Annotated in this window: 14 protein-coding genes and 1 pseudogene; 5 read left to right on the forward strand and 10 right to left on the reverse strand. The window is 70.1% G+C overall.

What is annotated here, in order from left to right:
- Nucleotides 1-30 precede the first annotated feature (30 nt).
- Nucleotides 31-2091 carry a phosphocholine-specific phospholipase C gene (locus ACWGKU_RS25205; RefSeq protein WP_452177769.1) on the reverse strand — a complete coding sequence of 687 codons (2061 nt, stop codon included), beginning with the start codon at nt 2089-2091 and terminating at the stop codon, nt 31-33.
- A gap of 250 nt (nt 2092-2341) precedes the next feature.
- Here ACWGKU_RS25205 and ACWGKU_RS25210 point away from each other — a divergent pair, with 250 nt between their 5' ends.
- Entirely contained in the window at nt 2342-3697 is a 1356-nt protein-coding gene (locus ACWGKU_RS25210) for a cytochrome P450 (RefSeq protein ID WP_452177770.1), read from the forward strand.
- Between the two features lie 40 nt (nt 3698-3737).
- Here ACWGKU_RS25210 and ACWGKU_RS25215 read toward each other — a convergent pair.
- From ACWGKU_RS25215 to ACWGKU_RS25235, 5 genes and pseudogenes are all read right to left on the reverse strand, one after another.
- Nucleotides 3738-3851: pseudogene (locus ACWGKU_RS25215) on the reverse strand (family 1 glycosylhydrolase); the annotation flags it as partial.
- A gap of 216 nt (nt 3852-4067) precedes the next feature.
- On the reverse strand, nt 4068-5843 hold the full coding sequence (locus ACWGKU_RS25220) for a cation:proton antiporter (RefSeq protein WP_401049872.1): 1776 nt from the start codon (nt 5841-5843) through the stop codon (nt 4068-4070).
- A gap of 22 nt (nt 5844-5865) precedes the next feature.
- The gene (locus tag ACWGKU_RS25225; RefSeq protein ID WP_452177771.1) at nt 5866-6030 is read right to left on the reverse strand and encodes a hypothetical protein; all 165 of its coding nucleotides are present in this window, start codon (nt 6028-6030) and stop codon (nt 5866-5868) included.
- 203 nt (nt 6031-6233) lie between these two features.
- The gene (locus tag ACWGKU_RS25230; protein WP_452177772.1) at nt 6234-7154 is read right to left on the reverse strand and encodes an aldose 1-epimerase family protein; all 921 of its coding nucleotides are present in this window, start codon (nt 7152-7154) and stop codon (nt 6234-6236) included.
- A 331-nt stretch (nt 7155-7485) separates the two neighbouring features.
- Complete coding sequence (locus ACWGKU_RS25235; RefSeq protein WP_401043384.1) at nt 7486-8427, reverse strand: DUF389 domain-containing protein; 942 nt, start codon at nt 8425-8427, stop codon at nt 7486-7488.
- Nucleotides 8428-8747: 320 nt separating this feature from the next.
- Here ACWGKU_RS25235 and ACWGKU_RS25240 point away from each other — a divergent pair, with 320 nt between their 5' ends.
- From ACWGKU_RS25240 to ACWGKU_RS25250, 3 genes are read left to right on the forward strand one after another with little or no spacing between them, the layout of a single operon-like run.
- Complete coding sequence (locus ACWGKU_RS25240; protein WP_452177773.1) at nt 8748-10568, forward strand: glycoside hydrolase family 15 protein; 1821 nt, start codon at nt 8748-8750, stop codon at nt 10566-10568.
- A gap of 6 nt (nt 10569-10574) precedes the next feature.
- Complete coding sequence (locus tag ACWGKU_RS25245; protein ID WP_452177774.1) at nt 10575-11522, forward strand: cyclase family protein; 948 nt, start codon at nt 10575-10577, stop codon at nt 11520-11522.
- Nucleotides 11523-11553: 31 nt separating this feature from the next.
- Complete coding sequence (locus ACWGKU_RS25250) at nt 11554-13134, forward strand: GMC oxidoreductase (RefSeq protein WP_452177775.1); 1581 nt, start codon at nt 11554-11556, stop codon at nt 13132-13134.
- A 54-nt stretch (nt 13135-13188) separates the two neighbouring features.
- Here ACWGKU_RS25250 and ACWGKU_RS25255 read toward each other — a convergent pair whose 3' ends face one another.
- The 4 genes from ACWGKU_RS25255 to ACWGKU_RS25270 are packed head-to-tail and all read right to left on the reverse strand — an operon-like array spanning nt 13189 to nt 17915.
- The gene (locus tag ACWGKU_RS25255) at nt 13189-14232 is read right to left on the reverse strand and encodes a cytochrome d ubiquinol oxidase subunit II (protein ID WP_452177776.1); all 1044 of its coding nucleotides are present in this window, start codon (nt 14230-14232) and stop codon (nt 13189-13191) included.
- Nucleotides 14229-15710, reverse strand: coding sequence for a cytochrome ubiquinol oxidase subunit I (locus ACWGKU_RS25260; RefSeq protein WP_401043376.1), 1482 nt, complete (start codon nt 15708-15710; stop codon nt 14229-14231). Before ACWGKU_RS25260 ends, ACWGKU_RS25255 begins: the two co-directional genes overlap by 4 nt.
- A 35-nt stretch (nt 15711-15745) precedes the next feature.
- Complete coding sequence (locus ACWGKU_RS25265) at nt 15746-17068, reverse strand: NAD(P)/FAD-dependent oxidoreductase (RefSeq protein WP_452177777.1); 1323 nt, start codon at nt 17066-17068, stop codon at nt 15746-15748.
- Nucleotides 17069-17075: 7 nt separating this feature from the next.
- The gene (locus tag ACWGKU_RS25270; RefSeq protein ID WP_401043370.1) at nt 17076-17915 is read right to left on the reverse strand and encodes an SDR family oxidoreductase; all 840 of its coding nucleotides are present in this window, start codon (nt 17913-17915) and stop codon (nt 17076-17078) included.
- Between the two features lie 263 nt (nt 17916-18178).
- Between ACWGKU_RS25270 and ACWGKU_RS25275 the strand changes: the two genes are divergently transcribed.
- A complete protein-coding gene (locus ACWGKU_RS25275; protein ID WP_401043367.1) occupies nt 18179-19531 on the forward strand; it encodes a chloride channel protein in 1353 nt (450 codons plus the stop codon).
- The last annotated feature ends 159 nt before the right edge of the window (nt 19532-19690 follow it).

A 19690-nucleotide genomic window follows, 5' to 3' on the forward strand; every position in this document is an offset into this window, starting at 1 on the left:
GTGCCCGGGGCGGCGCTGTGCGCGGTGCCGTCAGTAGGTGACGATGCCAGGGTCGGAGAGGCCGGGGGCGCCGGTCTCGACGTGGCCGGCGAGGCGGCGTACGAAGTCGGCGGTCGCGCCCGAAGTGACGGTCACGTCGTACCAGTTGCGGCAGGCGCTCAGGTCGACGGTGCACGTGACGGTCGCGCCCCGGCGGACGGTGAGGGCCTGCGGCGTGCCGCCGTAGGCGTTGGTGAGGGTCAGCACGACGTCCGCGGCGCCCGCGTTGGTGAGGGTGAGGTCGAGGTTGCCGGTGGTCGCGTTGTGGCGGGCGGTGACCTCGGGCCCGGCGGTCTTGCCGGGGTTGCGGAAGCGGCGCAGGAAGCCGTTGGGGCCGAACACGGTGAGGTCCGTGACGCCCTTGGAGTACGTGGTGTTCCAGGCGTCCGCGATCGTCCGGCCCGCCTCCGTGGTGTACGTCCACGGACCGTCGGTGCGGTTGGGCGAGGTCACCAGGAACTGGGCGCCCGCCGCCGCGCCCGCGCTGAAGGTGAGGCGGTACTTGCCCGCCGCGGTGTCGGCCGCCCCGTCCACGTACGGCGCGTAGGCCAGCGGGCGGGTGGGCTTCGCGCCCGCCTCCTGCTTCGGCATGGTGCCGGTGGCGGGCGGGGTGGGCACGTAGTCCGGGTGGCGGTTGCGGTCCGCCGGGGCGTAGCCGGCCGTCGAGGGGAGCGCCGCCGCGGTCGTGTTCGACGCGCTGAAGTCGAAGGCGGAGGTCAGGTCGCCGCAGATGGCGCGCCGCCAGGGCGAGATGTTGGGCTCCTGGACGCCGAAGCGGCGCTCCATGAAGCGGATGATCGAGGTGTGGTCGAAGGTCTCCGAGCAGCTGTAGCCGCCGGTGCTCCAGGGCGAGACGACCAGCATCGGGACCCGCTGGCCGAGCCCGTACGGTCCGGCCGAGTAGCCGACGCCGCCGCCGAACCAGTCGGCGGTGGTCGCCACGGTCGACAGGCCCTGCGAGGCGGAGGAGGGCGGGAACGGCGGCACGACGTGGTCGAAGAAGCCGTCGTTCTCGTCGTAGGTGATGAACAGCGCCGTCCTGGCCCACACGTCGGGGTTGGACGTCAGCGCGTCCAGCACCTGGGAGACGTACCAGGCGCCGTAATTGGCGGGCCAGTTGGGGTGCTCGGTGAAGGCCTCGGGGGCGGCGATCCAGGAGATCTTCGGCAGGGTGCCGGCCTGCACGTCGCGCCGCAGGTGGTCGAACAGGCCGTCGCCGGCCTTGGCGTTGGTGCCGGTGCGGGCCTTGTCGTACAGCGGGTCGCCCGGCTTGGCGTTGCGGTAGTTGTTGAAGTAGAGCAGCGAGTTGTCGCCGTAGTTCCCGCGGTACGCGTCGCCGATCCAGCCCCACGAACCGGCCGCGTCCAGTCCGTCGCCGACGTCCTGGTAGATCTTCCAGGAGATCCCGGCCTTCTCCAGCCGCTCGGGGTAGGTCGTCCAGCTGTAGCCGGCCTCCTGGTTGCCGAGGACCGGACCGTTGCCGGCGACCCCGTTGCCGGTGCAGCCCGTCCACATGTAGTAGCGGTTCGGGTCGGTGGAGCCGATGAACGAGCAGTGGTAGGCGTCGCAGATGGTGAAGGCGTCGGCGAGCGCGTAGTGGAAGGGGATGTCCTGGCGGGTCAGGTAGGCCATCGTGGTGGCCGTCTTGGCGGGTACCCACTGGTCGTACTTGCCGCTGTTGAAGGCCTTGTGGCCGCCGGCCCAGTCGTGGTTGAGGTCCTGGACGAACTGCATCCCGAGGTCGCTGACCTGGGGCCGGAACGGCAGCACCTCCCGCTTGAGGCCGTCCGTCTGGTGCCACACCGAGCTGCCGCTCGGCAGGGTGACCGGGCGGGGGTCGCCGAAGCCCCGGACGCCCTTCAGCGCCCCGAAGTAGTGGTCGAACGAACGGTTCTCCTGCATCAGCACGACGATGTGCTCGACGTCCTGGAGGGTGCCGGTGCTCCCCTGCGGGGCGATGGACGCGGCGCGCGCGATGCTCTGCGAAAGCGACGAGAACGCGACGGTGGCACCGGCGAGTTGGAGGAAGCGACGACGATTCAGCTCTGCCATGGGTGGATTGACCTCAGCATGTCAGGAGGGTGGAGGACGGCGCCCCCAAGGACAGCGCGCGCGGGGTACCAACCGGCGGCCCGTTCATGACCGGCCGCCGTACGGCAGACGAACGCATCAAGTTGTACGGACAAGGTGTGAATCCGCTTCCGTGCGCCGCGAAGTCCACCAGCGCGCCCCGGTGCGAAGGGTGCGCAGGTGGTGCGCCGGACCGCAGACTGGGTCCCGACCCCTCACCGGAGGAACGACGATGCCCACCGCCAGCCGACCACCGGCCCCTCCCGTCGCACCCGGACGGCTCCCGCTGATCGGCCACGCGCTCGCACTGTGGCGGCGTCCGCTGGAGTTCCTCGACAGCCTCACCGCCTACGACCCGATCGTGGCCACCCACCTCGGCCCGAAACCCAGCTATGTGCTGACCGGCCCCGACCTGGTCCACCGCGTACTGGTCACCGAAGCGGCGAACTACGCCAAGGGCCGCTCCTTCGACAAGCTCCGCCCCTACCTCGGGAACGGACTTGCCACCTCCGAAGGGGCCTTCCACCTCCGCCAACGGCGCCTGGTGCAACCGGCGTTCCACCACCAGCAGATCGCCCACTACGTCGACACCATGGCGCGACTGGCCGCCGAGCGCGCCGACTCCTGGCGGCCCGGCCAGGTGGTCGACGTCACCCGGCAGATGCTGGAACTGTCCCTCGCCATCGTCACCTCGACGCTGTTCTCCACCTCCCTCGACGCCTCCGCCGCCGCCGAGATCCGCCACGCCATGCCCGTCGTCCTGCACGGCATGTACACCCGGGTGCTGGACCCCACGAACCTGTGGCACCGGCTCCCCACACCGGGCAACCGCCGCCTCGCCGACGCCCACGACCGGCTGCGCCGCGCCATCGACCACCTGATCCACGCCGACCGCGCCGACCACGCGAGCGGGCGACCGGACCTGCTGTCGATGCTCCTGCAGGCCCGGGACGCCGACAGCGGCGCGGCCATGACCGACCGTCAGCTCCACGACGAACTCATCACCCTGCTGGTGGCCGGCACCGAGACCGCCGCCGGCGGGCTCGCCTGGCTCTTCCACGAACTGGGCCGGCACCCGCACCTCGACCGGCGACTCCACCAGGAGCTGCACGACCACGCCGTACTCCCCCTCACCGCCGACCAGTTGCCCCGGCTCGGCCACACCCGTCGCGTCGTCGACGAGGCCCTTCGGATGCGCAACCCCGGAGGCATCACGATCCGCCGCGCGATCACCGACGTCGAACTCGGCGGCTACCGCTTCCGCGAAGGCACCGAGTTCATCTTCAGCGCCCTCGTCCTCCACCGGAATCCCCGCCACTTCCCCCACCCCCTGCGCTTCGACCCCGACCGCTGGCTGCCCGACCGGCCCCCCGCCCCGCGCGGCGCGTTCGTCCCCTTCGGCGCCGGCCACCACCTGTGCATCGGGGAGTCCTTCGCGCGCACCGAGATGCTGACCGTGGCCGCGACCGTGGCGAGCCGCTGGCGGCTGACGCCCGCCCCGGGAGCACGGGTCCGGGGCGTCATGACCAGCACCAACCACCCCGACAACCTCCTCATGACGGTGGAACCGCGCCCAGAAGCCGACTGAACCACCCGCACCGACCGGAAGCCGACCACCCCGAACGCCGGGCCCGGTACGTGGCGATCAGGTCGCGGTACCAGGTGTACGAGGCCTTCGGGGTGCGTCGTTGGGTCGCGAAGTCGACGTGGACGAGGCCGAAGCGCTGGTGATAGCCCTCGGCCCGTCGAACAGCCTGTCATTCCATCCGTGACGGTACTCCGCCACGTCGTCGAGGAGAAGGCCGGCAACCTCCTCCTCGACCACCCCGGTGCGCAGTTCGGCCATGGAGCCGACGAGCGCCCGGTCCCACGGCGCTCGTGCCGATGCGCGGCCGCGAGCTCTTCTCCTCCCCGGAGCGGCTGGGCCGGCTGAACCCGCCTGCTGGACCGACCGAAGCTCAGATCCGTTCCGCACGGCCGGCGGGGGCCGGGCCGAGGACCACGACGGTATCTCCCGTCTGCGGAGAGGGGATGTCGTGTTCGGTGACCGGAACCAGGCGGCCGTCGGTGCGCACCACGAACAGGGCGTCGTGCCCTGGCGGCGTCGCGCCGTTCACCGGTTGCGCCACGACGTCGGCCCCGGCGCCGTACCGGCGCATCAGCCGAGGCCTGGTGAGCCCGGCACCGAACAGGATGTCACCGCCCAGGAACGGGGCGACGACGCCGTGGCTGGCGGCTGGAGGCCCGATCCGGTAGACCGGTCCGTCCACGCTCCCCCGCAGGACCACCGACGCCAGTGCGTTGAAGTCGTCCTCGGCAGTGAGAAGCAGTACCACGGTGATGCCCTCCAGCTCGGCGCCTTCCCCCGTGGCTGCCGCCAGCAGTTCTCCGGGTGCCAGCTCGAGTCCGGCTTGTTCGATGCGCTCACGCTGTTCTTCGAGACCGGCCCACAGCAGCACCTGAAGACCAGCGGCTTTCAGGGCCAGGCCCAGGTCGACCACCCAGGGCTCGCCGCCCACCAGCAGCGGCCGGGAACGGCCCGAGCGCACGACCCCCAGGCGTCGGGCGACGAGCGTCGCGGTCAGCCCGTAGAGCGTCACCGTGGCGACGATGACCACGAAGGTAGCCGGGAGGATCTTCGAGGCGCCAACGATCCCCTTGCCGACCAGGCCGGCCGAGAAGGTCGAGGCGGTTGATGCCGCGATGATGCCGCGCGGCGCCATCCAGCCGAGGAAGGCGCGCTCCTTTCGGGGAATGTCAGTGCCGAGCGTGGACACCAGGGCCACCAGCGGCCTGGCGACGGCAACCAGGACGGCGGACAGTCCCAACGCGGGGAGCAGTACGTGCCGCAGCGACTGCGGTGTCACGGTGGCCGAGATGGAGACGAAGAGCACCCCGAGGATCAGGGTGACCAGTGTCTCGAAGAACGGCCGACGCACGGGGAAGTCGAAGCGTCGCAGGTTGGTGACGGCCAGGCCCATCACGACCGCGGCGATCAGCCCGGTGTCTTCGCGGAGCACGTCGCAGACCGCCGCCACGCCGATCACCACGGCGAGCTGCGCGGTGGTCCCGAGCACCTCGCCCAGCCGCAGTCCCTGCACCAGCGCCCACAGCAGGACCGCTCCGACGGCCCCGCCGGCCAGGCCGACGCCCACACTCCCCAGGAAGTGTGCCGCCCCGCTCCCGAACCGACCCCTGGTACTGGCGTCGACCGCGTGGAAGACGAGCGCGCCCAGGATCGCACCCACCGGATCGATCAGCGAGCCCTCCCAGACCAGGAGGTGCCGCAGCCGGTCCGTCGGGCGGACGAAGCTGAGCAGCGGGCCCACGACAGTCGGCCCCGAGACCACCAGGATGGCCCCGAGCATCACGGCCGCTCCGTAGTCCAGGCCGAGCAGCGGTTTCGACACGAGCGTGCCGATCGCCCAGGTGAGGAGCACGCCGATCCAGATCAGCCGGATGACGACGCGGCGCATGTGCCCCTTCAACTTCGCCAGGTCGAGCCCGAGACCGGCGTCGTAGAGGATCACCGCCACGGCGAGCGACACCAGAGGCGAGAAGGCTGCGCCGAGCAGTCGCTGGGGATCGACATCGCTGGTCAGCGCACCTGCGGTGAAGCCGACGGGCAGCAGGACGATCAGGGCGGGGATGTGCAGTCGGCTCGCCAGGATCTGCGAGCCGACGGCGAGCACCAGGATCAGGCCCGTCCCGATGAGGATCTGGTTCGTCGTCACGTCACCGCTCCGGCAGGCCGGTTCACCGGACGATCTGGTGGCGGCTCTTGCCGACCCGCCAGCGGCCGAGCAGCAGCGACAGCGACAGGGTGACGATCGCCTGGTCCTCGTGTTCCGCCGACCAGGTGCGCAGCAGCGCGAGTCCGGCTCCCGCCGGAGCGGACGCGAACGTCGTCCGAAGCTCCATCACGAGCGGGGCGGCGTGCCTCGGGTGGACAGGAGGACGACTCCGAGTACCACAGCCAGGCGTGCGAGCCACGTGAGCAGGACGGCAGGACCGTGGCGTACGCCGTTCCGCGCCGGGAGGATCAGGGTGAACGCGGCGATCGGCACCGGTTCCGGAGTGATCGCCAGGCCGATGACGGCGAGGTCGAGGACCCGTGGCCTCGGTCACTTCTCCCATGGCGAGATGCCCCATCTGACGGTGTGCCGCTCGTCCGGTCCGAGGGCGACGATCGACGCACCGCTGCGGAGGGCGTCCGGCGGACAGGACATCGGTTCCATGGCGACCGCGCGACGACGTTCCCCCTCCGGCAGGGTGTCGCCGGTGTACACCTGCAGGAAGTCCGCCCCCTCGCCGAGCCAGACATCCGTACCGTGTTCCCCCGACGGGTGGGCCAGGCGTACCACGGCACGACCACGGGCGTCCCGGTCGAGATCGCTGAACGGGGTGTCCAGGTGCTGGGCGCCGATCGCCCTCGGTGTGCGGAAGTCGTACGGCGTGCCCGCGACCGGTTCGGTGGCCACGGGCAGGCCCAGGTCATCGGTACGGACCCAACTCCGCGCCGGAACGGTCAGCACCGCGTCGTCGACCGTGGCCGTGCCGACGGTGAGGTAGGGATGCTGGCCCACGCCGTACGGTGCGACGCTCGTACCCTGGTTCAGCGCGGTCACGGCCACCTCCAGGCCCTCGTCGCCAAGGACGTACTCGGCTCGGACCCGCAGGTGGAAGGGATAGCCCGGCTGCGGCCACAGCGTGACTTCCAGCACGGCTCGGCTGTCCGCCTCCTCCAGCACCTGCCACGAGGTCCAGCGGAGCAGACCGTGGATCGCGTTGCCGTTCACCGGCTCGGTCAGCGGCAGTTGCAGGTCCTGCCCGTGCCATCGGTAGCGGCCGCCCCTGACCCGGTTCGGCCACGGCACCAGGAGTTGGCCGCGTCCTCCCGTGATCCGGTCGTCGGCAGCGAAGCCGTCGAGCACCGGACGTCCGCCGATCGCGTAGTGCCGAAGGGCACCGCCCAGTTCGACGACGACCACGGAGTGGCTCCCATGGCGCAGCGTCAGCTGTCGTCCGGTCCGGCTCTCGCGCACGCGGCCTCCTCGCGCTGCCTGAGGGTGGGCACAACCCACGGACCCGGGCGCCGTGGCGGCCCGACACGTGCAGGCCCCTCGATCGGCAGGGTGCGGGCGCACAGGGTCCAAATCAAGCGAGACACGATCCCACCTCCGGAAGAGCTCGGTGGGTTCGCCCTTTGAGACGATTCCCGGCGCGGTGGGCGTCCTCATCAGCCGTCCGGTGAGTCCGTCCCGCAGATGGTCCCGGTACGATCGCTCCAGCGCCGAGCCGGCCACTGCGGCCGACGCGCCGCTTGCGATCTGTTCATCCCTCCACCGCGTGATCCGGGCGAGCCAAGGCCAGGTGTCAGCGGCTGTTTCGAAGACTGATCCGCCGCCAGATCGCGCGTTGGAACCTGAGCGTGAGAACACCCACCGCGATCAGCACGACGATGTTGAGCAGAAGCTGCAGCAGTGAGCCACGCGCCTCGCTCCAGCTCGCGAAGGCACAGGACACGCCGATGTCAGCGGCCGCCGGGACCGTGGTGACCGAGATGAACACGCCGAGCAGGGCGCTCGTCCTGGCCTGGGTCAGCGACATGATCCCGACCATGCCGGCGAGCACGGCGACGGCCAAGGAGAAGAAGTTCGGCGTGTTGATCAGGTCGGAGACCGGCCTGACGCCCAGCGTGAACGCCTTCGGCTGAATTCCCAGACCCCGGACCAGTAACGAGAACAGGAGCGTGAAGACCACGGCCAGCGAGAAGCCGACGAGCAACGCTAACAGCCCTTGCCGAATCCGCGGCCCGTTCCTCCGGTCCATGCCCAGCGCCACGCTGGTGATGGCGCCGTACTCGGGTCCCACGACCATGGCCGCGACGATCAGGATCTGGGAGTTGGTGATGATTCCCACCGAGCCGATGAGTCCAGCGATGATCAGATAGACGTAGAAGCTCGGCAGGTAGGTCCCCTCGGCCCGGATACGCGCCTCGACCGCCTCCCACACCGGTGCATGCGCGAGCGCCCCGAGCTGGTGTGTCTCCGCCTCCTCCGCGAGTCCGGAGAACGCCATGTCGACCGACTCGATCACGACCGAGCCACGCCGGTCGACCTCCAGCTCACGGAGGTTGCGCAGGACCTCGTTCGCCGCACCTGCCAGCACGTCGCACTCGATGGCGTCGCCGTCCGGGTGACGTGCCGTACCCGCGAGCACGACCAGGTTGAAGACGTAGCGGTCGCCGGTCAGCATGTCGACCGTCTCGTCGGTGACGTCCGGCGGAGTCACCAGCCGGAGATGGACCATCTCCATGTAGCCCCTCCGCAGCCGGGGAAGTGCAGTGGCGGCGCGTGCGTACCGCCCGAGGCCAGTAGCGCCGGGGGAACGATCGTCGGCAAGTCGAGCGGCCCGGCCGGTACCGCCTCCGGGCGGTCCGGGCCGCGGCCTGTCCCGGTCCCGCCTGCCGACGCCAGGCAGGCGCGTGACTGCTCCATCTGGAGTACCAGGCGGGCAGGCGCGTCCTTCCTGGTCACAGCGGACTCCGGGAGTCATCGGCACCTGACGTGGAGCGCGTGCGCGCGGCTGGTCGGATAGTGGAACGCAGGGGATCCTCCCGAGATTGCGGAGACACCATGGACCGCTACCCGCCTATCGCCGACCACGGTCTGGTGGGCGACCTGCAGACCGCCGCACTGGTCTCGTCGCAAGGGGTCGTCGACTGGTTCGCAGCTCCTCGCTTCGACTCACCCAGCATCTTCGCCGCCCTGCTCGACCACGACCGGGGCGGCTACTTCCTCTTCGCCCCGGAAGACGCGGAGGTCACGTGCAAGCAGCTCTACTACCCCGACACGGCCGTCCTGGTGACCCGGTTCATGTCCCCCGACGGGGTCGGCGAGGTCATCGACTGCATGCCGCCCGACCGGACGGGCAAGCCCACCGACCGGCACACGCTGATTCGCGTCGTGCGCGCGGTGCGCGGCACCGTGCGGTTCGTCCTGGACTGCCGACCGCGGTTCGACTACGGCCGCGCCACTCACGAACTCGATCTCCAGGGCGGGACCGCGGTGTTCCGTGCTCCGGAACTCGCCGGATACCTGCAGAGTACCTTCCCCGTGGAACGCAACGGGGACGACGTACGCGGAGAGGTCACGCTGAACGCCGGGCAGCTGGCGGGCGCCGCCTTCACCGTCTGCGGCCCGGACGGGGCCCCGCCCGCACCGATCACCGTGGAGGAGCTCAACGACCAGCTCTTCGACATCGGCAACTTCTGGCAGGACTGGCTACACACCTCCACCTACCGCGGCCGATGGCCGAACATGGTGAACCGCTCCGCCATCACGCTCAAACTGCTCACCTACCACCCCACGGGCGCCCCGGTCGCCGCGGCGACCATGGGCCTTCCCGAGCAGGTCGGCGGCGAGCGCAACTGGGACTACCGCTACACCTGGGTCCGTGACGGCTCACTGTCCGTTCGAGCACTGCTCGACCTCGGATTCGTCGAGGAGGCCACCCGGTTCACCCACTGGCTGCGCGATCGCCTGGCCGAACGAGCGGGCTCCGACGGCGAGCGTCTGCAGATCATGTACCGGGTCGACGGCGATCCCGACATCCCCGAAGTGATCCTCGACCACTTCGAGGGCTACCGCGGCTCGGCCCCGGTCCGGGCCGGCAACGCCGCCATGGACCAGCTGCAGCTCGACATCTACGGCGAGGCGCTCTACGCCCTGGCCGAGGGCGGCACGGTGGGCCAACAGACGGGCTATCACGGGTGGAAGGCGCTCGCCGCCACCCTGGACTGGCTCGCCGACTCCTGGGACCGTCCCGACGAGGGCATCTGGGAGACCCGTGGCGGACGCAAGGACTTCACCTACAGCCGGGTGATGTGCTGGGCCGCCTTCGACGCCGGGCTGCGTCTGGCCACCGAGTTCAGCAGGCCCGCCGACCTCGCGCGCTGGACCACCGCCCGCAACGACATCCTCGAACAGGTGATGACCCGCGGGTGGAGCGGCAAGGAGCAGGCTCTCGTCCAGCACTACGACGGGGACGTCCTGGACGCGTCCTTGCTGCTCATCCCCCGGGTCCGCTTCCTCGCTCCCAGGGGCCCGGGCTGGCTGTCCACGCTGGACGCCATCGACCGCAAACTCGTCTCCGACAGCCTCGTCTACCGCTACGACCCGGCCGCCTCACCCGACGGTCTGCGAGGCTCCGAGGGCACGTTCAGCCTCTGCACCTTCCTCTACGTCGATGCGATGGCCCGGGCCGGCCGGACCGAACAGGGGCGCTACGCCTTCGAGAAGATGCAGACCTACGCCAACCACGTCGGTCTCTTCGCCGAGGAGGTCGGGCCGAGCGGGGAGCAACTGGGCAACTTCCCGCAGGCGTTCACCCACCTCTCGCTGATCATGGCCGCCACCACCCTCGACGAAGCACTCGACCGCGAACAGACCCGCTGAGCATCCATGGCGACGCACACAGGATCCGCCGACCCACCACCGCTGAGTTCGGCCGAGTTCCGCGCGCTCTACCAGCGCGTGCGACGCGAGGCCGTGCGAGGCACCGCCGACCGCGGCGCACTGGACACCCTCACACCGACGCAGGTGCTGGCAGCCGCTGGTGAGGTCCGATCAGGTCGCACCGTCACGCTCGCCGCCGTCCTGGAAACCCGGGCGCGCCCCGGCAACCCCGAGCCGTGCGAGCACCAGATGACCGGCGTCGTCGACGGCGACATCGAGGCGAACGGCCTGCAGTTCGCTGCGGACCGCTTCGCCATGAACGTGCACGGCGACGCCGACGGCCACCTCGACGCCCTGTGCCACGTCGTCTACGACGGCACACTGCACAACGGCGTGGCCGCGAGCAGCCTGACCGTGACCGGGGCGACGAAGCTGTCCATCGACGTGGCGCGGGACGGAATCGTCGGCCGCGGCGTGCTGCTCGACATCCCCCGTCTGCGCGGCGTGCCGTGGCTCGAACCCGGCGACCACGTGACCGGAGAGGAACTGGCCGCCGCCGAGACCGCGCAGCATCTGCGGGTCACGAGAGGGGACCTGCTCTTCGTGCGGGTCGGCCATCGCCGCCGTCACCGCGAACTCGGGCCGTGGAACGCGACCGGGGCTCGCGCCGGGCTTCACCCCACCGCGATGGAGTTCCTGGCGGACCGGCAGGTCGCGGTGCTCGGCAGCGACGGCAACAACGACACCGCTCCCAGCACCACGGAGGGTGTGACCTTCCCGGTGCACGTTCTCGGCATCCACGCCATGGGACTGCACCTGCTGGACTACCTGCAGTTCGAGGATCTGGTGCCGATCTGCGAGGAGCAGGACCGCTGGTCGTTCCTCTGCGTGATCGCCCCGCTCCGGCTTCCCGGCGCCACCGGATCACCCGTCAATCCCATCGCGATCCTGTGACGTGCGAACACTTCGAGAACGGGAGCCCATCGTGGCCGACACCCAACACTACGACGTCATCATCATCGGCACCGGCGCGGGCGGCGGCACGCTCGCCCACCGGCTGGCGCCCTCCGGCAAGCGGGTGCTGATCCTGGAGCGCGGGGACTACCTGCCTCGCGAGATCGACAACTGGAACTCCACCAAGGTGTTCGTGCAGGGCAAGTACCTGGCGCAGGAGACCTGGTACGACCGGCACGGCCACGAATTCACCCCGGAGGTCAACTACTACGTCGGTGGCAACACCAAGTTCTACGGCGCCGCGCTCTTCCGGCTGCGCCCCCAGGACTTCGGCGAGCTGCGCCACCACGACGGCATCTCGCCCGCCTGGCCCATCCGCTACGAGGACCTGGAGCCCTACTACACCCAGGCCGAGCACCTCTACCTGGTGCACGGCAAGCACGGCGAGGACCCCACGGAGGGCCCGGCCGACGCGCCGTACGCCTACCCGCCGGTGGAGCACGAGCCGCGCATCCAGCAGCTCAGCGACGACCTGGAGAAGCAGGGGCTGCATCCCTTCCATCTGCCGATCGGCGTGAACCTCACGCAGAAGGAGAACGGGCGGGCGACCCACGACAGCGTCTGCATCCGCTGCAACCGGGTCGACGGCTTCCCCTGCCTGGTGAACGGCAAGGCCGATGCCCAGGTGATCTGCGTCGATCCAGCGCTGAAGCACGACAACGTCTCCATGATCACGGGCGCCAATGTGCGCCGCCTGGAGACCGATCCGACCGGACGCACCGTCACCGGCGTGGTCGTGGAACTCGCGGACGGCTCGGCGACGGGGTTCGGCGCCGACATCGTGGTCGTCGCCTGCGGAGCAGTGAACTCCGCCGCCCTGCTCCTGCGTTCGGCCAACGACCGGCACCCGAACGGGCTGGCCAACAGCTCGGACGTGGTGGGACGCCACTACATGCGGCACAACAACCTGGCCCTGATGGCGGTCTCGAAGGAACCCAACCCCACCCAGTTCCAGAAGACCCTGGCGCTCAACGACTGGTACCTCGGCTCGGACGACTTCGACTACCCGCTCGGCGGCATCCAGATGCTCGGCAAGTCGGACGCCGAGCAGATCCACGGTGAGGCGCCGCGGTGGGCCGGCAAGCTCTCGCCGGACATGCCGTTCGAGGTGCTCGCGCACCATGCGGTCGACTTCTGGCTGTGCGGTGAGGACCTGCCGCTGCCCGACAGCCGCGTCACCCTCGACGGCGACGGGAACGTCCACCTGTCGATCGACGAGAAGAACAACACGACCGGGCTGAAGAAGCTGCAGCACAAGCTGCAGGGCATGCTCGGGCAGCTGGGCATGCACGAGCACCGCCTGCTCGACCACAGCATCTACCTGCACAAGGGAATGCCGATCGGGGCCACCGCCCACCAGGCCGGCACCGTGAGGTTCGGCGACGACCCGAAGAGCTCGGCCCTGGACGTCAACTGCAAAGCGCACGACCTGGACAACCTCTACGTCGTCGACACCGCCTTCTTCCCGAGCATCGGCGCGGTGAACCCGTCGCTGACCGCCATCGCCAACGCCCTGCGGGTCGGCGACCATCTGATCGACCGGCTGCGCTGAACGCCCTCTGGTCCGCACCGGACAGCGGTCGAACCGGAGGGCTGCCCGGTCGGGCTAGCGGTCGTCGCCCGGTGCCCGAGCCCCTCGCGTATCGGAGTCGGTGAGGGGCTCCAGGTCGCCGAGCGTGTCGAGACGATAGAGCAGGACGAGGGCCGGCCCGACCACCACGACCGCGATCACCGTGACGATTGCCAACCAGCGCAACGTGTGGGCGGCTCCCGCGGCCTGTGCCACCGTCAACGAGGTGGGCAGCAGGTACGGGCGCTGGGCGAGGCCCCAGGCGGCCACGGTCAGGGCGACGCCGGCCACCGAGGTGTAACGGCACCAGCGGTACTCCCGCCGCGCGAGCAGCAGTGCGGTGAGGGCGGCGGCGAGGGCGGCGAGGATCACGAGCGCCAACCCGGCTCCATGGGTGAGGCCGTGCCAGACGTACGCGGCGTCGTGGTGGGTGACGGGGATGCCGATGACCGCCAGCACCACGATGGCTCCGAGGCTGCAGAGCGCTCGGAGCCGGAAGTACCGGACCAGGTCGTCGGCTCCGAAGCGGCGCGCGTCCGCGGTGAGGAAGACGGCGCCGAGGTACGCGGTGGCCGCGACGGTGAGCAGCCCGGTGACGATGGAGGTGGGATTGGCCCAGGCGTCGGAGGAGGCCGTGGTCCCGGGTGCGACCCGGCCGGAGGCGATGCCGCCGATGACCACGCCGAAGAAGAAGGGGGTGAGCAGTGAGGAGACCGCGAAGACCGCGCCGTAGATCCGCCGTCCGGCCAGGCGCCGGGTCGGCTTGCGCAGGGCGAAGCCTGCGCCGCGCAGGACCAGGCCGATGGCGGCCAGGGCCAGCGGCAGCCACATGGCGCCGAACACGGCCTGGAACATCGTGGGGAAGCCGGTCCACATGATGATGAAGACGAAGATCAGCCAGACGTTGTTGGCCTCCCAGACGGGTGCCATGGCATGGTCGATCAGCCAGCGGGGGCGCTCGCCGCGCTCGGCTCCCCCGGCCAGCAGGTCCCAGAACCCGGCGCCGTAGTCGGTGCCCCCGGCGCAGGCGTAGGCGGCGACTGCCAGCACCAGGACCCAGGACATCGCGTCGGCCATCATGACGTGCCACCAGGTGACCGCGGCGTACCGGGATCCGGCGCGGCTCCGGTGGCTGCCATGGTCGCTTCCCTTGGGCCGTACGGAGTGCCGGCCTCCGGACCGAGCGCGCCGGCCTGCCCGGCCGGGCTCTCGTCGGCGATCCGCCAGCGGGTGCGCATCTTCAGCAGCACGGCGAGGAAGGCGCCGAAAATGAGCACGTACACGGCCACCACGATGCCGAACATCGTCCACAGTGAACTCACGCGGGTGGCGGTGACCGCGTCGGAGACCCGCATGTTGAAGTAGACGATCCAGGGTTGGCGGCCGACCTCGGTGGTGATCCAGCCGCACTCGACGGTCAGCAGACTGGCGGCCCCGGCGACGGCGGCGCAGCGGAAGAACCACCGGGATCGGGGGAGATCACGGCGGCGCCACCAGCACCACGCGTACCAGAGGGCGAGCAGGATCAGCAGGCTGCCGATGGTCGCCATGATGTCGAAGGCCCAGTGGACGATGGTCGCCTGAGTGGCGGTGGGGCGGTCGTCGGCGGCCACCGAGGTCAGGCCGGTGACCTGGGTGCTGGGCTTGAATCCGGCCAGGATGGAGTCGAGTTGGGGGATCTTGATGCCGCCGGAGATCGTTCCGTCCTCGTTGAGGCGACCGAACAGGTACTCCGGCACGTGGGTGTCGGTGTTCCAGACGATCTCGGCGGCGGCGAACTTGACCGGCTGTTTGTGGAAGACCTGCCGGGCGAGATTGTCGCCCAGGAAGAACTGGACCGGGGTGAGGATCGCGGCGACGGTGAACGGCACGGTGAAGCCGAGCTTGTGGTACCGGTCGCGGCGTCCGCGCAGCCAGCCGACCGCGTAGACCCCGGCGACCACGTAGCCGGCGGTCAGGAACATCGCCACCGCGAAGTGCCAGTACTGCGGGCCGAAGATCGGTGTGAAGATCGCCTGCCGCACGGTGACATCGACCGGGTTGCCCTGGGCGTCGAGGGTGAAGCCCTGCGGGGTGTTCATCCAGGAGTTCGCCGCGATGATGCCGAAGGCTCCCAGCAGCGCGGCCAGCGGCAGCGGCGCGCCGAGCCAGAAGTGCGTCCAGGGCCTGAGCCTGCGCCAGCCGTACAGGTAGATCGCGATGAGGACGGCTTCCAGGAAGAACGCCCAGGCCTCGACGCCGAATCCGAGACCGAACACGTCCCCCCAGCGGCCCATCATCCTCGGCCACAGCAGTCCGAACTCGAAGGAGAGGACAGTGCCGGTGACGATCCCGATGGCGAACTGCACGGCCATCACCGCCGACCAGCGCCGGGCCAGCTTCAGGGCCACGGCGTCACCCTTGCGCAGCCCGCGATAGTGCATCAGGAGCGTGATGAAGGGCAGCGCGACCCCGAACGGGACCAGGAGGATGTGGGAGCCCAGGGTGAAGGCCATCAGCTCGCGCGCGGGCAACGTCTGGGGTGGGGTGTTCGCGAGAAGAAGTGTGGTGCTGTGCATGTGTGCCTCGATGGCTCGATCCGTGTGGCGCTGGGTCAGTGAGCTGGCGGGGCCGGGTCGGTCGGAGCGCGGGTTCCGGCGGAGGTGAAAGCGCGCTCCCGGCGGGACCCGGAGGCGAACACGATCAACCAGGTGAGCAGCGCTCCGAGCCTGCTGCGGAAGCCGGTGAGGAAGGCGATGTGGATGAACAACCAGGCCAGCCAGCCCGTGACCCCTGACACGTTCAGCCGTCCGACCTTGACGACCGCCCGGCCCCGGGAGATGTAGGCGGCGCTGCCGAGGTCCAGGTATCTGAAGGGCTTCGGCTGTTTGGTCCGGCCTTCCACGGCGTGGCGGATCGCGCGGCCCGTGTAGGCACCCGACTGCATCGCGACCTCGGCCAGGCCCGGCAGCCTGTTCAGACTCATCAGGTCGCCCACCACGCGGATCTCCGGGTGGCCGGCGATCGTGAGGTCGGGCTCGACGAGGATCCGGCCGGCCCGGTCCTGCTCGGCGCCGGTCGCCCGGGCCAGCACCCCGGCAAGCGGTGGCGCCTCCACGCCGGCCGTCCACAGCACGGTGCGCGCGTCGATCCGGGTGATCCGGCCGGCACGGTCACGCGCCGTCAGGCCGCGCTCGTCCACGCCGGTGACCATCGCTCCCATGTGGAGCTCGACCCCGAGACCCTTCAGCGTCCGGGCCGCGCGGCGGGCCAGGGTCGGCCCGAACGCGGCCAGCACGGAGTCGGCCCCCTCGAGGAGCAGCACCCGCGCCTGCCCGGGCTCGATCGTGCGGAACTGCCTTTCGAGCGTGTGGCCGGCGATCTCGCGGATCTGCCCGGCGAGTTCGACTCCGGTCGGCCCGGCCCCGACGAGCGCGAAGGTGAGCCACTCCTGCCGCTCCCGGGCGTCCGTGGCCGACTCGGCCATCTCGAACGCGCGAAAGAGCCGCCGGCGGATGTCCAGCGCGTCGTCCAGGGTCTTCATCCCCGGGGCGTGCTCGGCGAACTCGTCATGGCCGAAGTAGGACTGGCGCACACCCGCCGCCACGATCAGATCGTCGTAGGGGAGGCTGATCATCGCACCGTCCGGCCGCCGCGCGTGAACCAGACGATCGTCCACGTCGACGTCCGTGGCCTCGGCCAGCAGGCAGCGGACGTTGTGGTGACGGCGCAGGACGGCGCGCAGCGGCTGGGCGATCTGCCCCTCGGAGAGGATCCCCGAGGCGCACTGGTACAGCAGCGGCTGGAAGAGGTGGTGGGCGCAGCGGTCGAAGAGGGTCACGGCGACGGGCGACCGGCGCAGCGCCCGGGCGGCGAACAACCCGGCGAATCCCCCGCCGAGGATCACCACCCGGCGGGGCGTGATGTGGTCCTCCATCGCGGTGTCAGCCGCCGGTGGCGAAGCCGGGGAAGAGCGTCATTCCGCCGTCCACGTAGAGCGTCGTGCCCACCACGTAGTCGAGCAGGTCGGAGGCCACTGCCACGACGGCGTTGGCGATGTCGTCCGGGTCACCGACGCGGCGGTAGGGGATCAGCCGGAGGAGGTCGGCCTCGGCCTCGGGGGTGTCCCAGGCGTCCTTGTTGATGGGGGTGCGGATGGCGCCGGGGGCGACCGCGTTCACCCGGATCTTCTTGGGCGCCAGTTCTTGGGCGAGCGTCTGCATCATCATGCCGACGCCGCCCTTGGAGGAGGCGTAGTTCACGTGCCCCGACCAGGGAATGATCTGGTGGACCGAGCTCATGCAGATGATCTTTCCGGCGGCGCGGGACACCTCCGGGACGACGCCACGCCGCAGGAACTCCTTGGCCGCCTCCCGGGCGCAGAGGAACTGGCCGGTGAGGTTGACGTCGATGACCTTGTGCCACTGGGCCAGTGTCATCTCCGTGACGGGAGCGTCCCGCTGCAGGCCCGCGTTGGCGACCATGATGTCGATGGTGCCCAGCTCGTCGACCATGCCCGAGACCATCTTGACGACCTGCTCCTCGTCGGACACGTCGGCCTCGTGCGCGTAGGCACGGACCCCGAAGGCCTCGATCTCCGCGACCACCTTCTCGGCCTCGTCCGCGCCGACGACGTAGTTGACGACGACGTCAGCGCCGGCCCGGCCGAGAGCAATCGCCGTCGCCTTGCCGATGCCCGAGTTGGCACCGGTCACCAGGGCCTTCTGCCCAGCCAGGAGCTGCGAGTGGATCGCCCCACGATTCTCACCGACACTGCCTGCCACGACTTCTCCTTGCTCTTCCAGGCTCCGCACTTCTCGGCGAGAGAAGCACCATCAGGCACGACAAGCCCGAAGCGCCGCGCAGTGCTCACCCGTTCGGTAGTGGGCGCCACGCAATCGGGCTAGAAAGCGCCGCACGATCCGGAGATGTCGGCTCGAATGACCCTTGACGGTCCCGACTTCAGCAAAGCGCGGAGGAGTCGGACCTTCTGCTGTCAGCATCGACCGAGAGTCGGCACAGTAGGTAGTGCCGGGAAAGCGACTTGATGTCATCGGACGAGCCCACGGGCGATCCTGCGGCGGCGCCGCCCGCCGACCCATTCGGCCCCCTGCGGACCAAGGGCTACCTGGCGCTCCTGGTCATCTCGGCCGTCCTCGGCGTGCTCCTGTCGGCGGGCGCGTACGGCTTCCTCCAGGCCGTCGACCAGCTCCAGAAGGCGCTCTACACCGACCTCCCGAACGGACTGGGATTCCACGGGGCACCGCCCTGGTGGCCGCTGCCCCTGATGGGGCTGGCAGGACTTCTGGTGGCACTGACCGTCCAGTACCTGCCCGGCAACGGCGGCCACCAGCCGGCCGAGGGGCTCAAGACCGCGGGCGCCGCTGCGGCCGCCGAACTGCCCGGGATCCTTCTCGCAGCGCTGGCGTCGCTCGGCTTCGGCGCGGTGATCGGGCCCGAGGCGCCCCTGATCGCGCTCGGCGGAGGCCTGGCCGTGTACGTCGTCCGGCTGATCAAGCCGGACGTCGATGCCAGGACCCAGGCCGTGGTCGGCGCCGCGGGAAGCTTCGCGGCCATCAGCGCCCTGCTGGGCTCGCCCCTGCTCGGAGCGTTCCTGCTGATGGAGGCGTCAGGACTCGGCGGCCCGACGCTGGGGATCGTACTGCTGCCCGGTCTGCTGGCCTCCGGAGTCGGGTATCTCGTCTTCATCGGGCTCGGCGCCTGGACCGGGGTCGGGGCGGGCACGCTGACGATTCCCAGCCTTCCCGCAGTGAACCATCCGAACATCGCCCAGTTCGGCTGGGCACTCGCCATCGGGGTGGCGGCGGCGTTCGCCGGCACGGGAGTCCGGCGCCTCGCGCTCTTCCTCCAGCCGCGCGTCAACCACAGACGGTTGCTGCTCACGCCGGTGGCCGGCCTCGCCGTGGCAGGGCTCGCCATCGCGTACGCCGAGGGCGTGGGGAAGCCGCCATCCGACGTCCTGTTCTCGGGTCAGTCCGCGCTGCCCCAACTGCTGCTCCACAGTACGAGCTACTCGGTGGGAGCGCTGACACTGCTGCTCGTGTGCAAGTGGCTCGCCTACGGTGTGTCATTGGCGGCATTCCGGGGAGGACCGATCTTCCCAGCGCTGTTCCTGGGTGCCACGGCAGGGATCGCGCTCTCCCACCTGCCCGGGCTGCCCGTCATCTCCTCCGCCGCCATGGGCATGGGCGCGATGTCGGTCGTCATGCTCAGGCTGCCGATGACCTCCGTCCTACTGGCGACCCTGCTGCTGGGGTCCGACGGCGTCACCGCCATGCCGCTGGTGATCGTGGCGGTCGTGGTCTGCCATGTCACGTCATCCAGGCTCGCCCGGCCGGAGACGTCACGACCGGCGTCCGGCACCCCGCACCCCGTCTGAGCCTCACGGCAGGACTGGTCCGCACGGGACCGGACCACCCGCGACCCACCAGTGCCCCGCCTGCGCCGACCGGGCGCACTCCTTCGCGGAGAACTCCCACTCAGGGAAATGACGTATGGAACCTTCAGTCAGGTCAGACCAACAGTCGACGTGGACCAG

The organism is Kitasatospora sp. NPDC054768 (genome assembly GCF_053612025.1).